Annotated in this window: 12 protein-coding genes; 5 read left to right on the top strand and 7 right to left on the bottom strand. The window is 42.2% G+C overall.

Annotated features, from left to right (window positions below):
• Positions 1–250 precede the first annotated feature (250 nt).
• A complete protein-coding gene (locus EC846_RS08765) occupies positions 251–1,210 on the bottom strand; it encodes a metal-dependent hydrolase (RefSeq protein ID WP_004772737.1) in 960 nt (319 codons plus the stop codon).
• A 487-nt stretch (positions 1,211–1,697) separates the two neighbouring features.
• On the opposite strand from EC846_RS08765, the gene EC846_RS08760 reads away from it, so the two are divergent.
• Positions 1,698–2,315, top strand: a complete 618-nt coding sequence (locus tag EC846_RS08760; protein ID WP_004772738.1) for a TetR/AcrR family transcriptional regulator — start codon at positions 1,698–1,700, stop codon at positions 2,313–2,315.
• 29 nt (positions 2,316–2,344) lie between these two features.
• On the opposite strand, the gene EC846_RS08755 is transcribed toward EC846_RS08760, so the two are convergent.
• The 3 genes from EC846_RS08755 to adeR form a co-directional block, all read right to left on the bottom strand.
• Complete coding sequence (locus EC846_RS08755; RefSeq protein WP_123774905.1) at positions 2,345–3,277, bottom strand: TauD/TfdA dioxygenase family protein; 933 nt, start codon at positions 3,275–3,277, stop codon at positions 2,345–2,347.
• 214 nt (positions 3,278–3,491) lie between these two features.
• Positions 3,492–4,571: a two-component sensor histidine kinase AdeS gene (gene adeS / locus EC846_RS08750; protein WP_123774904.1), complete on the bottom strand. Its 1,080-nt coding sequence runs from the start codon at positions 4,569–4,571 to the stop codon at positions 3,492–3,494.
• Between the two features lie 42 nt (positions 4,572–4,613).
• Entirely contained in the window at positions 4,614–5,345 is a 732-nt protein-coding gene (gene adeR, locus EC846_RS08745) for an efflux system response regulator transcription factor AdeR (protein ID WP_005258149.1), read from the bottom strand.
• Positions 5,346–5,490: 145 nt separating this feature from the next.
• On the opposite strand from adeR, the gene EC846_RS08740 reads away from it, so the two are divergent.
• The 4 genes from EC846_RS08740 to EC846_RS08725 all read left to right on the top strand — a co-directional run bounded on the left by EC846_RS08740 (position 5,491) and on the right by EC846_RS08725 (position 11,707).
• The gene (locus EC846_RS08740) at positions 5,491–6,636 is read left to right on the top strand and encodes an efflux RND transporter periplasmic adaptor subunit (RefSeq protein WP_123774903.1); all 1,146 of its coding nucleotides are present in this window, start codon (positions 5,491–5,493) and stop codon (positions 6,634–6,636) included.
• Positions 6,636–9,746, top strand: a complete 3,111-nt coding sequence (gene adeB, locus EC846_RS08735) for a multidrug efflux RND transporter permease subunit AdeB (protein ID WP_123774902.1) — start codon at positions 6,636–6,638, stop codon at positions 9,744–9,746. Before EC846_RS08740 ends, adeB begins: the two co-directional genes overlap by 1 nt.
• Positions 9,747–9,825: 79 nt before the next feature.
• Positions 9,826–11,226 (top strand): AdeC/AdeK/OprM family multidrug efflux complex outer membrane factor, encoded by a 1,401-nt coding sequence (gene adeC, locus EC846_RS08730; RefSeq protein ID WP_123774901.1) that lies wholly within the window; start codon positions 9,826–9,828, stop codon positions 11,224–11,226.
• A gap of 85 nt (positions 11,227–11,311) precedes the next feature.
• A complete protein-coding gene (locus tag EC846_RS08725; RefSeq protein ID WP_123774900.1) occupies positions 11,312–11,707 on the top strand; it encodes an acyl-CoA thioesterase in 396 nt (131 codons plus the stop codon).
• 44 nt (positions 11,708–11,751) lie between these two features.
• Here EC846_RS08725 and EC846_RS08720 read toward each other — a convergent pair whose 3' ends face one another.
• From EC846_RS08720 to EC846_RS08710, 3 genes are all read right to left on the bottom strand, one after another.
• Positions 11,752–12,693 (bottom strand): Dyp-type peroxidase, encoded by a 942-nt coding sequence (locus tag EC846_RS08720; protein ID WP_123774899.1) that lies wholly within the window; start codon positions 12,691–12,693, stop codon positions 11,752–11,754.
• Positions 12,694–12,777: 84 nt separating this feature from the next.
• The gene (fdhD, locus tag EC846_RS08715) at positions 12,778–13,566 is read right to left on the bottom strand and encodes a formate dehydrogenase accessory sulfurtransferase FdhD (RefSeq protein ID WP_123774898.1); all 789 of its coding nucleotides are present in this window, start codon (positions 13,564–13,566) and stop codon (positions 12,778–12,780) included.
• A gap of 27 nt (positions 13,567–13,593) precedes the next feature.
• Positions 13,594–16,002: an FdhF/YdeP family oxidoreductase gene (locus tag EC846_RS08710; protein WP_004772748.1), complete on the bottom strand. Its 2,409-nt coding sequence runs from the start codon at positions 16,000–16,002 to the stop codon at positions 13,594–13,596.
• Between the last annotated feature and the right edge of the window lie 162 nt (positions 16,003–16,164).

Here is a 16,164-nt window from a genome sequence, read left to right as displayed (position 1 = left end):
TTGAAAATAAAATTGTCTATAAGATTATTTCTACAATTTTACTTGATTCAACCCTTAAATAATTTAAGTCAATGCTGCGTCATTTCTCCTAATAAGCCTTCTGTACTCGACTTATTAAGTAAGTTCCTGACAGCATAGTGCACAGATCAAATATGACTAGAACCAAATTGCTCATATCCACATGAGCGATTTTGCCAACTCGACATATCCATACAAATGCAAGCTCTGCTGCCCTTGATCAATCCTGTGATTAGGCTGCCTGTACTTTAGGTGTGAACTCTTTTACAAAGAATGGATGTAAGGCACCACCCTCAGATAAAAGCTTCTTCTCATAGTAGGCAAAATAAGCTGAAGCATCATGATCATTTGGATGGAAGTCAGTGCGTAAATAATCAAAAATACGGCCTTGAGTACTACCAAAAACGCCATCTTTCGGACTGAAAATCAGCTTCACTCCACGGCGTGCATCTTTCCAGAATTTTGTAGTGAGCATTTCTTGTGGCTTACGGAAAATAGGCACCAAGGTTGCTGAGAACGGGATAAGACCTAAAATCGTGAAATAAGCCAAGAAGAAGCCTGAAACACGTAACGCATAATTACCATTCAATGTCTGATAGACATCATAGGCAACATCTTTGTGCTCTGACTCTTCCAGCATATGCCACATCCATAAAGCACGGGTTTTGGCATCATCCGAGAAATAGAAGTTCTGCTCATGCTCCATCATGTATTCAGCCAATACTGCGGTGAAATGCTCAATCCCTGCCATGAGAGAAAGTTTTAGAGGTTGCGGAAATTTTAAGAAAATATATTCAAAGAATTGCTCGCCCAGAAAGCGATATAGTTTTACAGGATAATCTAGCTCAACAATCGCATCATTAAATTCATTATGTAATTTTGAATGAATCGCCTCTTGTCCAATCAATGAAGTGACACGTTGTTTTAAAACAGGATCTTTGAGTAAGTCTCGGTGATGACGTGCTGTCTCAATCACCAGATCTTCGCCATAAGTTAAAAATACAGAAAGCGTAGCGAAAAAAATCGTTGCGAATTGATTGTTCATATAGAATGATAAATCAACTTCCTTGCCTTCAAATCCGATTGCTAAATGACGAATTGGAATACTTTTTTTACTCGCAAAATCGATTTGCTCAGTTATTGGATTCGATTTAAATAAGCTTAAACCTTTCCTTAATGTGCTGCTAATCATGGCTACACCTACCTAGTTACTTGAGCGTCATTTGCCCTTTTACATTCTTTTCGTCTGGTTCATCTCTTTTCGACTGTCCCAACTGACAGGAAAGTACGAAAAAATATTCGGGAGATTTTCTTGAACCTGATCCTCGTATAAAGCAACTGTAAACCGATCTTATGTTCGGATTCAATTCGGGTAATTTTTATGGTTTTTTCTCAATTTTAAACAAATCAGCTTTAAAGGAAATTTGCTCTAAAAATATCTTTTATGATGATGCGGATCTATTTTTATATATAATTTTCAATATATTAAATTAAAAATAAAAATTAATATTTTCTAAAAATTGAATTCCTTCATTTCAGAAAAACTTATTTATTACACGATTAAAAACAAATCTAAAAAACTTGTAATTTTATTTGTTCGGATTACTGGACTGGCACTTTCAACCAATTGCTGCACATGTTAATCTGAAGTTATGTTCGGATTTTAATAATAATACTTTATGGCTACACGTAAACCACGTCAGTCACGTTCGAAAGTGACCGTAGACACCATTATTGAAGCAGGTTTTATTGCAGTTGCAACCAACGGTACCAGCGGCACCACCACACGGCATATTGCTGATATTGCAGGTGTAAGCGTCGGTTCGCTGTATGAATACTTCAAGAATAAAGAAGAAATCTATGACGCGATGGCAAAAACCTTTGTCAAAGAGGTTTTGGATATGGTGAAAGAACTCACGCCCATCATTATCGAGCAAGAGTTGGAACCTTTATTCGAAATGATTTTCTATACCTTTAGAGACTTGCTAACGCGTGATGATGATCGTTATCTGATTTGCCTTCGCTATGCGACTGAACTCAAGTACGAAAAATATATTGGTCAGATCGAAATGGCGCTGATGGAAGTATTGATGAAATATATGATTCGCCATCCTCGTTATTTGAAAGTGAATAATCTTAGTGTGACTGCTTATATCAGCATTAATAGTAGTATCTTTAATGTCGCACGGCACTTGATCTTGCCAAATCCACAAATCAGCTTTGATGAAATGGTCAAAGGTCTAAGTACCATGATTATTAGTTATATCGAAGCAGAATTGGCAAAAGCTGGAAATTAAAAGCCAGCTTTCACTGGCTCAGTTTCATTTTAGAATGGTCTTGCACCTGCCAAACTGACACGTTTCAGTAAACGACGTTGCTCGGCAGGAAAAGCGGTCCGCGAATGCAAGGTCAACTGATTATCCCAATAAACAATATCTCCAATTTCCCACTGATGTTCATAACGATATTGAGGTTGCACAATGTGCGCTCTTAAGCGTTCAATCAATGTAGCACCCTTTTTGTCGTCATACCCGACAACTTCCACTTCGGTTTGTGCATCCAGATAGATACCACGGCGACCACTCTCAGAATGCGTACGGACCAATGGATGGGGAAATGCAGCACCTAATACAGGTTGATCAGAGAAGCGATATTTGGGAATCGGGCTTTTATCCTTTAATCGCAAGAATGGATTATAAGTAATCAGTTGCAGCCCTTCGATTTCGTCTTTGGTTTCCTGATCCAGGTCTTCATACGCTTGAACAGTGTTATACCAACTGGTTGCGCCGCCATCTTTTGGAAGTTCAATTGCATAAAGTAAAGATCCACTAGAAGGCTGTGGGGTCCAATGATGGTCACTATGTGGAGTGAGTTCTCCATGACCAGTATAATCGCCCTCTCCAACCGCATTGGATACAGGCACAATATCGGGTGGTGCATTGGTATCATTCCGTGTTGCCAATACCGGAATATCTGTTGGTGGACGGAAAATCCCGCCAAAATAACTCGCAAAGGCCAGTAAGTCATTGTCTTCTAGATCTTGTGCTTTGAAAACCAGAATTAAATGTTCATGCAATGCCTTTTTCAGCTTGAGGATCACTTCCCCGCTTTGAGGTTTACTGGCATCCAAACCTGTCACAACTGCACCCAATGCACCTTCGATAGGTGTAATCTGTACAGTATCTAAACGATGTTTCTTATATTCATGCCAACGTGGAGCACTTTCAATTGCGGCTGAAAGTTGTGTGAGTACTGTCATTTTCTTTCCTATAGATCATTCATTATATTTTTTAACGTTGAATTTTATTCACAATTCCTCAATCACAAAAATGAGTGATCTCATTAAATATATGCAAACGATTTAATATAAGAACCAATATTTTTATATTAATTTATTTGTTTTTATGATTATAAAATCAGCGTGCTTGGATTTGTCCAGCTTCGCTCTGTTTAAACAGCAAAAATGGTGTCATCTATACAGAAGACGATGTTGCAGGCAGCTTAATAGTAAACACACTATTATTGGCAGGATTGCTGTATTCAATCGTCCCTTTATGAGCGACGACAATCGCGTGCACAACTGCCAAACCCAACCCTGTTCCACCGAATTCTTTATTACGGGACTGTTCAAGTCTGAAAAAAGGATCAAATAAATCTTGCTGATATTCAGAAGCAATACCAGGCCCTTGATCAGCGATTTGAATGATCCAATGATCTGCAACTAATTTTGAAGAAATGCTCAGTTTTCCAGCATTGGCATAGCGAATGGCATTATCAATCAATGCCATAAGAACTTGCTCAATACGGCGCTGGTCACAATTTACTGGGGTCGTTGAAATCTCAAGTACAGGTTCTAATCCTGCTTGCTGTAAACGATGTTCAAACAGTTTCAATACGTTGTCTGCAAGGACTTTTAGATCAATAGCCTCATAATGTAATCTGAGTTGCTGATTCTCAACCAGACTTAAAGTCCGCAAATCCTCCACCAGATGTGATAATCCTTCCACTTGCCCTAACAAGCTTTTAAATAAAGCTTCATCAGGCTTAAACACACCATCGAGAACACCTTGTAGACGTCCTTGCAAAATGGTGATGGGAGTTCTTAATTCATGGGCGATTGCAGCATTCCAGACCTGGGCATTTTCGACTGAACTTTCTAATTTTTTCGCCATATTATTAAAATTATGCATGAGTTCAGAAATTTCAGCGGAATGAATCTGGCTATCCTCTGCTCTGGCTGAAAGATCTCCCTGACTAATTTTTTGTGCAGCTTCCGCCAGATAATTAATGGGTTTAATAAAACGCTGAGCAAGAAACATCCCAATGATTAAAGAAATCACCGCACCACAAAAAATTACGGTTCCTAACCAGATCCAGTCAACAAAATGGAATTCAGTCCAGTCGTCTTGCAATGAACTTAAAGTCAGCCAGCCCGCATCAATCGCGTAGTTATAAATGAAATAGCCAAGAAAAATCGAAAAAATTGTCACGCTCAAGTTCACAATACTTAAAGCGATAAAGAGCTGTTTACTAATGCCTGACTTATTTTTCATGTTATTTCTCAAACGACTTGTACGAATATCTGAAACTAAAAATTAAAACGTTTGCGGATGATCAAAACGATAACCCACACCACGGACATTAATTAAGACCTGCTCTAATCCCTGCTCCTCGAGTTTTTTTCTTAATTTACTGACGTGGCTATCGACTGTCCGCTCCAAAGCATCGCTATCGGGTAAGCAGTAACTCATCAGCTCACTTCGGGTAAATACTTTATGCGGGTGCTCTAACATTAGAATCAGGATTTTATATTCGGTCAAAGTTAAATTCAGTAAGGTTTTCCGATCTTGCTGATGAACATAAACACTATGAATGGCCGTGTGAATCTCAATATTTTTATATAGCAGATTTTTATTTTGCGCTTGCTGATTTTGTTGTGCTCTTCTCAAAACAGCCTGCACCCGCGCGACCACTTCATTGGGATTGAAAGGCTTAACCACAAAATCATCTGCACCAATTCTTAATGCCATGACCTTATCAATTTCCTGATCCAGTGCAGTCAGCATAATGACGGGAGTCTGGGCTTTTTGGCGGATTTTGCTCAGTACTTCCCAGCCGTTTAATTCAGGTAATTTAATATCCAGCAGAATCAGGTCAATCGGCTGAGCAGCATGAATTTCAATTGCTTGTTTACCATTCATGGCTCGAAGCACCTGCATGCCTTCACGTTTTAAGTAATGCTCAATAATATCGCCAATATCGTACTCATCTTCTACGACGAGAATCTGCTTATCACGGCAATCAAAAGAAAATGAGGCTTCAAACATGAATCAATCATCGAATAACTACGGTCATTTTGCATGATACGCTGATTTATCTGTCGATCTCCACACTTTTTCCACACTTCCCTGATGTTGGTTACACAAAGCAGGAAAATAATGTCAGCATCAAAAACTCCCAAGGTCGGACAGAATGCAAAAGCGTTTATTACTTCCATTATTTTTATCCATCGGGCTTGTGCTACAAGGCTGTGGTTCTGACGAGGCAAAACCTGCTGAAACACCGCTTGCCAAAGTGAGCGTGTTAAGTCTTCAACCACAAGCAGTTAACTTTAGCGAAAACTTGCCCGCACGTGTACAGGCCTTCCGTACTGCCGAGATCCGTCCGCAGGTTGGCGGTATTATTGAAAAAGTGCTATTTAAACAAGGCAGTGAAGTTAAAGCAGGCCAGGCACTTTATAAAATTAACGCGGAAACTTTTCAGGCTGATGTGAATAGCAACAAAGCTTCCCTCAATAAAGCTGAAGCGGAAGTGGTACGTTTAAAAGTTCAGTTGGAACGTTATGAACAATTACTGCCAAGCAATGCGATCAGTAAGCAAGAAGTCAGTAATGCACAAGCTGAATATCGTCAGGCCTTAGCCGATGTTGCCCAGATGAAAGCGCTACTTACCCGTCAAAACCTGAATCTGCAATATGCTACGGTACGCGCTCCGATTTCGGGTCGTATTGGACAGTCATTTGTGACCGAAGGTGCTTTGGTCAGCCAAGGTGACGCCAACACCATGGCAACCGTACAGCAAATTGACAAGGTGTATGTCGATGTAAAACAGTCGATTGGTGAATACGAACGTTTACAGGCTGCGCTACAAAGTGGAGAGTTGTCTGCCAATAATGAAAAAACGGTACGTATTTCAAATAGTCATGGTCAAGCCTATAACGTCACAGCCAAAATGCTCTTTGAAGACATCAATGTTGATCCAGAAACTGGCGATGTCACCATTCGTATCGAAGTGAATAATCCTGAAAGAAAATTACTTCCGGGTATGTATGTGCGTGTCAATATTAACCGTGCTTCGATCCCTCAAGCTTTATTGATTCCTGCGCAAGCGGTACAACGTAATATCAATGGCGAGCCGCAAGTCTATGTGATCAATGCCAAAGGTGCAGCAGAGATTCGCCCAATTGAGTTGGGTCAACAGTATGATCAATTCTATATTGCCAATAAAGGCCTGAAAACAGGCGATAAAGTGGTTGTAGAAGGTATTGACCGTATTCAGCCCAATCAAAAACTTGAAATCAGCAACTGGAAAGTACCTGCAACACAAGGAGCCCAATGATGATGTCACAATTTTTCATTCGCCGCCCTGTGTTTGCATGGGTGATTGCGATTTTCATTATTTTATTTGGGGTCCTTAGTATTCCCAAATTACCGATTGCCCGCTTTCCAAGTGTGGCACCACCTCAAGTCAACATTACTGCGGTATATCCAGGCGCAACTCCCAAAACGATCAATGACAGCGTTGTGACTTTGATCGAACGAGAATTATCTGGGGTTAAAAACCTGCTTTACTATAGCGCGACTACAGATACCTCTGGTACAGCTCAAATTTCTGCGACCTTTAAACCGGGTACCGATGTTGAAATGGCACAGGTCGATGTACAAAACAAGATCAAGGCTGTTGAAGCACGTTTACCTCAAGTGGTTCGCCAACAAGGCTTACAAGTTGAGGCTTCTTCATCAGGCTTCCTGATGCTGGTTGGGATTAACTCACCGAATGGACAATATTCCGAAGTTGACGTGAGTGATTATCTGGTCCGTAACGTGGTCGAAGAACTGAAACGTGTTGAAGGCGTAGGTAAAGTTCAATCCTTCGGTGCTGAAAAAGCCATGCGGATTTGGGTTGACCCAAACAAACTGGTGTCTTACGGCCTGTCGATTAGTGATGTCAATAATGCGATCCGAGAAAATAACGTCGAGATTGCACCCGGTCGACTGGGTGATCTGCCTGCTGCCAAAGGTCAATTGATTACAATTCCTTTATCTGCCGAAGGTCAATTGGGCGATGTTGAACAATTTAAAAATATCAGTCTCAAAAGTAAGACCAACGGTAGTGTTATTAAACTGTCTGACGTTGCGAATGTGGAGATGGGTTCCCAAGCCTATAACTTTGCAATTTTAGAAAATGGTAAACCTGCAACGGCTGCTGCGATTCAGCTCAGTCCGGGTGCCAATGCAGTAAAAACGGCTGAAGGTGTCAGAGAAAAAATTGAAGAATTAAAACTCAATTTACCAGAAGGCATGCAATTCAGTATTCCTTACGACACGGCGCCTTTCGTTAAGATTTCAATCGAAAAAGTAATTCATACCTTACTTGAAGCCATGGTGCTAGTGTTCATTGTCATGTATTTATTCTTGCACAATGTCCGCTATACCTTAATTCCAGCGATTGTTGCACCGATTGCGCTGTTGGGTACTTTTGCAGTCATGCTCATGGCAGGCTTCTCGATTAACGTACTGACCATGTTTGGTATGGTGCTCGCCATCGGGATTATCGTCGACGATGCAATTGTGGTGGTGGAAAACGTCGAACGGATTATGGCAACTGAAGGTCTGCCACCGAAAGAAGCGACATCCAAAGCCATGAAGGAAATCACCAGCCCGATTATTGGTATTACCTTGGTCTTGGCAGCGGTATTCTTACCGATGGCATTTGCCAGTGGTTCGGTCGGCATTATCTATCAACAATTTACCTTAACCATGTCAGTGTCGATTCTGTTCTCTGCATTATTGGCATTGATCCTGACCCCTGCATTATGTGCGACTATCCTTAAACCGATTGATGGACATCATCAAAAGAAAGGTTTCTTTGCATGGTTTGACCGAAGCTTCGATAAAGTTACTAAAAAGTATGAATTGATCCTGCTGAAAGTGATCAAGCATAGCGTTCCAATGATGGCGATTTTTGTGGTCATTACAGGTCTTACTTTTGCAGGCATGAAATACTGGCCAACCGCCTTTATGCCAGAAGAAGACCAAGGCTGGTTCCTGACTTCGTTCCAGTTGCCTTCTGATGCCACTGCTGAAAGAACGCGAGGTGTCGTCAATGAGTTTGAAAACAGTTTAAAAGACAATCCGAATGTCAAAAGTAATACCACCATTATGGGATGGGGTTTCAGTGGTGCAGGTCAAAACGTAGGTATTGCCTTTACCACGCTCAAAGATTTTAAAGAGCGTACCTCAAGTGCCAGCGAAATGACTAACGGCGTCAATGAGACAATGGCACATAGCAAAGAAGGTGCAACCATGGCGGTGCTTCCACCTGCCATTGATGAACTTGGGACATTTGCCGGTTTCAGCTTACGCTTACAAGACCGTGCGAATCTGGGTATGCCTGCGCTGTTAGCTGCACAAGACCAGTTAATGGAAATGGCAGCCAAGAATAAAAAGTTCTATATGGTTTGGAATGAAGGCTTACCGCAAGGTGACAATATTTCTTTAAAAATTGACCGTGCGAAATTGAATGTTCTTGGTGTGAAATTCTCTGACGTTTCGGACATCATTTCAACGTCAATGGGCTCGATGTATATCAATGACTTCCCAAATCAGGGACGTATGCAACAAGTCATTGTTCAGGTCGATGCCAAATCACGAATGCAATTAAAAGATATTTTGAATCTGAAAGTGATGGGTTCAAATGGTCAATTGGTCTCTTTATCAGAAGTGGTCACACCGCAATGGAATAAAGCACCACAGCAATATAACCGCTATAACGGTCGCCCATCGTTAAGTATTGCAGGTATCCCGAACTTTGATACGTCATCCGGCGATGCCATGCGTGAAATGGAGAACCTGATTGCCAAATTGCCAAAAGGCATCGGCTATGAATGGACAGGTATTTCCTTACAGGAAAAACAATCTGAGTCACAAATGGCGTTCTTACTTGCACTCTCTATGCTGGTGGTATTCCTTGTTTTGGCTGCGCTTTATGAAAGTTGGGCAATTCCGCTTTCAGTGATGCTGGTCGTGCCTTTGGGTATTTTTGGTGCCATCGTTGCGATTATGTCTCGAGGCTTGATGAATGATGTGTTCTTTAAAATTGGCCTGATTACCATTATTGGTTTATCCGCCAAGAACGCGATTCTGATTGTCGAATTTGCCAAGATGCTGAAAGAAGAAGGCATGAGTTTAGTCGAGGCCACCGTTGCCGCAGCTAAACTTCGTTTACGCCCGATTTTGATGACTTCGCTGGCCTTTACCTGTGGTGTGATTCCACTGGTGATCGCTTCGGGTGCCAGTTCAGAAACACAGCATGCCTTAGGTACAGGTGTATTTGGCGGCATGATTTCAGCGACAATTTTGGCAATCTTCTTTGTACCCGTGTTCTTCATCTTCATTCTAGGCGCAGTTGAAAAGCTGTTTTCTTCGAAGCAAAAAAATCCATCTTAAATGGCATTTCGCAGAGGGAATCAACGGATTTCCTCTGCCTCCTCCTCTGCATTTATTCTTATCTTATTTGGAGAAGACCATGTCTAAAGCGACTGTCTTATCTCGTGGCTTGCTTGTCTCTACGCTCTCAATTGCCTTGACGGCGTGTATGAATATGCAGGCACCAAAACCTGCGATTCAATCGGATATTCCACAAACCTTTTCCCAAACCACAACTGGAACTTCGATTGCCAATCAAGGTTATCAACAATTTTTTTCTGACCCACGCTTATTACAAGTGATTGAAATCAGTTTAAATCACAATCGTGATTTACGTACAGCAACGCTGAATATTCAACGTGCACAGCAACAATATCAAATCAGCAAGAATGACCAGTTACCGACCATTGGTGCGACTGGCAGTGCTGTAAGACAGGTTAACCCTACTGTAAACCCGAATAATCCTTATTCCACCTTTCAAGTCGGCCTTGGCGTAACTGCTTATGAGTTAGACTTTTGGGGTCGTGTACAAAGTTTAAAAGATGCAGCGCTGAATAATTATCTTGCCACCCAAAGTGCTAGAGATGCTACTCAAATTAGTTTAGTGAGTCAGGTCAGCCAAGCATGGTTGAATTATGCCTATGCAAAGGCCAATTTAAATCTGGCTGAGCAGACCTTAAAAGCACAACTCGATTCCTATAATCTCAACAAAAAACGTTTTGATGTCGGGATTGATAGTGAAGTTCCATTACGACAGGCACAGATTTCAGTTGAAACCGCCCGAAATGATGTCGCAACCTATAAAACTCAAGTGTCACAAGCACAAAACCTACTGGATCTATTGGCTGGTCAAGCGGTGCCTCAAAATCTCCTGCCGAATCATGCCGTGAAAAATATCAGTGCTGAAAGCACTTTTACAACAGGCTTAAGCAGTGATTTACTCAATAATCGTCCGGACCTGAAAGCTGCTGAATATCAGCTGCTTGCTGCTGGTGCAAATATTGGTGCAGCGAAAGCACGCATGTTCCCAACCATCAGTCTGACAGGTTCAGCGGGATATGCATCGACAGATCTCAAGGATTTATTTAAATCAGGAGGATTCTCTTGGTCAGTTGGGCCAAGTATTGATCTTCCGATTTTTGATTGGGGAACGCGTAAAGCCAATATTAAAATTTCTGAAACAGAGCAAAAAATTGCTGTTGCCGACTATGAAAAAGCCATTCAATCCGCTTTTCGTGAAGTCAATGATGCCCTTGCTGCCCGTGCCCATATTGAAGATCGTTTGAGTGCTCAACGCCGTTTGGTTGCTGCAACTGATACCACCTACAAATTATCTACGGCTCGCTTTAGGGCAGGCATTGACAGTTATCTGACCGTGTTGGATGCGCAACGTTCTGCTTATGCAGCTCAGCAAGGTCTATTGATGCTGGAACAAACCAAGTTAAATAACCAGATCGAACTCTATAAAGCTTTAGGTGGTGGGTTATCTCGGGCTTCGTAAACGCTTAAGTCGATTATTTGGGCTGATTTTTACAGATTCAGCCCTTATAGTATTTGAGTTTAAATAAGAAAATAACCATTCATCTATGTTTACACTTTCGATTACACCCAGATTCTATGAAACCGATGCTTTCGGACATATCAACAATACTGTCATCACAGGTTGGTTTGAAACTGCGCGTGAACCAGTTTTCCGCCTATTCAACCCAAGCATGGAAATCAAAAATCTGCCTTTGATTCTGGCACGGGTAGAAGTCGATTTTGTTGCCCAAATCTATTACGGCGCGGATATCGAAATCAAAACATGGATTGAAAAGATTGGAAATTCTTCATTCGTTGTTGCACATGAAGCTTGGCAAAATGAGCATTGCGTTGCGCGTGGTAAAGCGGTTCAGGTGTATTTCGATTTCAGTACACAAAAATCAGGTCGTATCCCATATCAATTCCGAACCCAGTTGCAACAATACCTGATCACTCCATAAATATTTCCCGCTGAAATAAACGCATTCATTTCAGCGGTTCTGAATTACTCGCCTAAATCTTCGAGAAAATCAAAGGTTGGAACGAAGAATAAGCTGCCTGAAACTGCAGTACTAAAATCGAGTAACCGGTCGATATGCCCCGTTTCCTTGCCCAAGAACATATTCTCCAGCATGGTTTTGGTGATATTAAAAGAACGTGAATATCCGATAAAGAAGGTGCCATATTCTCCTTCTGTTGGATTGGAAAATGGCATATTGGCTCTTAAGATCTTAAGCTCGTTCCCATCCGCATCATGTGCCTTACTTGCGACATTATGTGCGCTTTGTGGTTTGACATCATCGCCAAGCTCGACGTCATCATATTTCTTTCGACCAATCACCTTTTCTTGTTCTTCAGTGCTTAGGCCCTTCCACATTTCCATATTATGTAAATACTTTTGAATAAACACATAACTACCGCCCAGAAACTCGGCATCTTCTTGACCGACATAAGCAATCTCTTTGGCAATTTCATGCTCAGGGTTCTCAGTCCCATCCACAAAGCCAATAATCGCGCGACCATCAAAGTATCTAAAACCCTTGGTCTCACTAATTGGATAGGTATCCTCTTTTAATTGCTCATGCAAAATTGAGGCAAGTTCATAACAAATTGCCATTTGATTGGCACGAATATGAAAGAATAAATCACCTGTTGTCGCGACCGCAGTATGTCTCGGCCCTTTGATCTCTTGAAATGGTGCCAGTTCTTTCGGCTTATTTAAATCTGGGAACAGCAAATCCCAAGCATTTGAGCCGATCCCCACCGAAGCACTGAAATTACTGTTTGGAAAACGATTGGTTAGACTGCGGACCAACGCTGAGAAATTAGCGAGAAAATCTATCACCCCTGAATGATCAGGATTGGTATTGATTCCAAGTACGATAAATAAAGCATTTTCACCTGAAAGATTGTTGATCACAGGCTGAGGTCTTAAAGGTATATTCATAATATTTGGGAATAAAAAAACTTAATGCTCATATCCTACACAAATCAATGCATTAGAGATCAAACAAATCACAATTTTTTACTATTATTGCGTATACAAAACAAAGCTATCACCACGGCAAAAACTGGCTAAGGTGAGATTTAATTGCTTTGCCATTTCAATCGCCATACTGGTAGGTGCGGAAATAGTTGCCAATAGCCCAATATTATATTGTGCGCATTTGCGGATTAGCTCATAGCTGGCGCGACTGGTCATCACCACAAAACCCTCGGCAACATTCAGTTTTTGCTCCGCCAGATGACCAAGTAATTTATCTAAAGCATTATGCCTGCCGACATCTTCAAACAGTACCACGATTTGCCCTTGTACCACCCACGCCGCAGCATGCGCACCACCAGTGAGTTCAGTAATTTTTTGTCGGGCTTTCAGTTGAGCAATGGCATTTGGAATTTGCTTGAGCCACAAGGACGAAACCTTGCTGCTCACCAAAGGTAGATCGGCATAAAACTGCTTTAAGCTCTCGATCCCGCATAAACCACAGCCAGTACGCCCTACCATCATGCGGCGATGTTCCTTGAGAGCCATAAATGCACGCGATGAAATCGTCATATCGACCTCAATGCCTAATGCATTGTGACGAATTTCAAGCGAATACAACTCGTTTAAGCTTTGTAATATCCCTTCCGAAAGACTAAAACCCTTGGCAAATACCTCAAGGTCTGATGGCGTTGCCATCATGACCGCATGAGAAATCCCATTATAAATCAGTGCTACAGGATACTCCTGAACAATATAATCCATTTCATCTTCAGAATGATCCTGATGGAAACGATGCACTTGCACCGTTTCATAGCCGCGTGTTTTGGTATCCACAATTGACCTCTTTACTTAGACGCGCAACTAGACGCCACCCACACGTTCATTGGCATGTTCAGGATCGACTGCAACCGCTAAGTTAAAATGCTCAGGCGCCTGACCTGCATGCAAGATCACAGGGATGCTTTTTGATGCCGGAATTTTGGCGTATTTATCATGACTACCCAATGCCACCAATGGATTGGTTTCAGGATAATAAGCCGCCAGACTGCCTTGCGGGATGTTATAAGGCACGATCCGGAAACTATGGACAATCCGTTTAACCCCATCCGAGAAGACACTTTCGATATCAACCCACTGATCAGCCTCAAAGCCTGCTGCATCAATATCCGCTTGATTCATAAACAGTACACGACGTTGCCCGAATACACCGCGGTAACGGTCATCCAAACCATATAATGTGGTGTTGTATTGGTCATGCGAACGTGTGGTCATCAAGGTATAAACTTGTTGCTCACTATAAGCTGCGGCATACTGGTTTTCTTCATCCTCATATACTTCGGCCAATGGCGTAATCAAAAATTGTGCCTTACCGCTTGGGGTATTCCAGACATGCTGATTGGCTGGATGCTCTAAATGGAAACCACTCGGTTGATAAACCCGTTGATTGAAGTCATGAAACTCATCAAAAACATCGGCAATCGAGTCACGAATACGATCGTAACTTTCAATATACCAGCGCCATTTCACATGACTCTCAGGCAATGCTGCTTCCGCCATGCGTGCCACAATATCGGGTTCAGACAAAATATTTTCAGAAATCGGTGGATTACGTCCCGCTGAAAGATGCACATTACTCATCGAATCTTCTACTGAAATCGCTTGAGGTCCATGCACCTGCATATCCACTTCGGTACGTCCTAGACAAGGTAACATCAACGCATCCTGCCCACACACCAGATGGCTACGATTTAGCTTGGTGGTAATATTGACGGTTAAATTACAACGGCGTAAAGCTTCTTGGGTATAAGGTGTATCAGGCGTTGCAACGGCAAAGTTACCGCCTAGGCCAATAAAGACTTTTACATCACCTTCGTACATCGCCTTGATGGTATCGACCACGCCAAAACCATGTTTACGCGGCGACTTGATGCCAAATACGCGATCAATACTATCGAGTAGCTTATCACTTGGGTTTTCATTGATACCCATGGTACGGTCGCCCTGCACATTACTATGCCCACGCACTGGACAAAGCCCCGAACCTGGCCGTCCGATATGTCCACGCGCCAGCATTAAATTGGCCAACATATGAATATTGGCAGTACCATGACGATGTTGTGTAATCCCCATTCCCCAACAGAAAATAGCCGTTTTCGCATCCAGATACATCTTGGCAATCGATTCTAAATGCTCGGCTGAAAGTCCAGTATGCTTGTGGATTTCAGACCATGCGGTACGGTCAATCTCCGCCAGCATTTCATCAAAACCGATGGTATTCATCTCAATAAAACTGCGGTCAAAAACACTATGCTCGCCTTTGGCAAGGGCTTTTTTGTCCCACTCCAGTAAATGCTTCATTACCCCAAACATCAGCGCGTAGTCACCGCCAATTTTTGGCTGGAAGTAATAGCGACTGATTGGTGTACTGCCATTGGTCATCATTTCCAGAGGCGCTTGCGGATCTTGAAAGCGCTCTAGACCACGTTCTTTGATCGGGTTAATCGCAACAATGTTCCCCCCGCGTCTTGAGACCTCTCTCAAGGTTGCTAACATACGTGGATGATTGGTGCCCGGGTTATGCCCGAAACTAAAGATCGCATCGGCCTGATCGAAGTCATCCAGAATCACCGTCCCTTTACCTAAACCAATCGCATCTTTTAAACCGACACTGGTGGTTTCATGACACATATTAGAACAGTCTGGGAAATTATTGGTTCCAAAGCTTCTGACAAAGAGTTGATATAAAAATGCTGCTTCATTGCTGGCACGACCAGAAGTATAGAAAGCCGCTTGGTCAGGATGGTCTAAGGCTTGTAAATGTTTGGCAATCAGTTGAAATGCATCGTCCCAAGAAATCGGCACATACTTATCGGTAACAGGATCATAGCGCATTGGGTCGGTTAAACGCCCCAAATCTTCCAGATAAAAATCACTCTGCTCTGCCAACCAGCTCACTGTATGCTGGGCAAAAAACTCTGGCGTAACGGTCTTACTGGTGGCTTCAAAGGCAACGGCTTTGGCACCGTTCTCACAAAAGTTAAAGGCATGCGCATCCTTTTTCTCAGGCCAAGCGCAACCGGGACAATCAAAACCTGTCGGCTGATTGATATTGAGTAAAGTAATCGAACCTTTTTTAAGAATATCTTGTCGTTTAAGATTGCGAGCCACGCTCAACAATGCTCCCCATCCGCCTGCGGGCTGGGTATAAGGCTCAATTCTCGCGTAGCCATTATTTTCTTGTTTATGAACCGTTTGTTCTGAATTATCCATTGCGTCGCCCTCAGCTGAGCTATTTTCATTTCTTACTCAACTAGGATTACCATGAATCAGGGTATTTTTCTATTCCTGATTTGTCTCATCCTATCAACATAAAACTTAAAATCGGCATTCATTTAACCAAGAAATCAAGACAAAAAATTGCTAACAAATACT

This window comes from Acinetobacter sp. BIGb0102, from assembly GCF_003815055.1.
GTDB classification, from domain to species: Bacteria; Pseudomonadota; Gammaproteobacteria; order Pseudomonadales; family Moraxellaceae; genus Acinetobacter; species Acinetobacter vivianii.
Note: the sequence above shows the minus strand (reverse complement) of the source record. Positions and strands in the feature narration are given on the sequence as shown.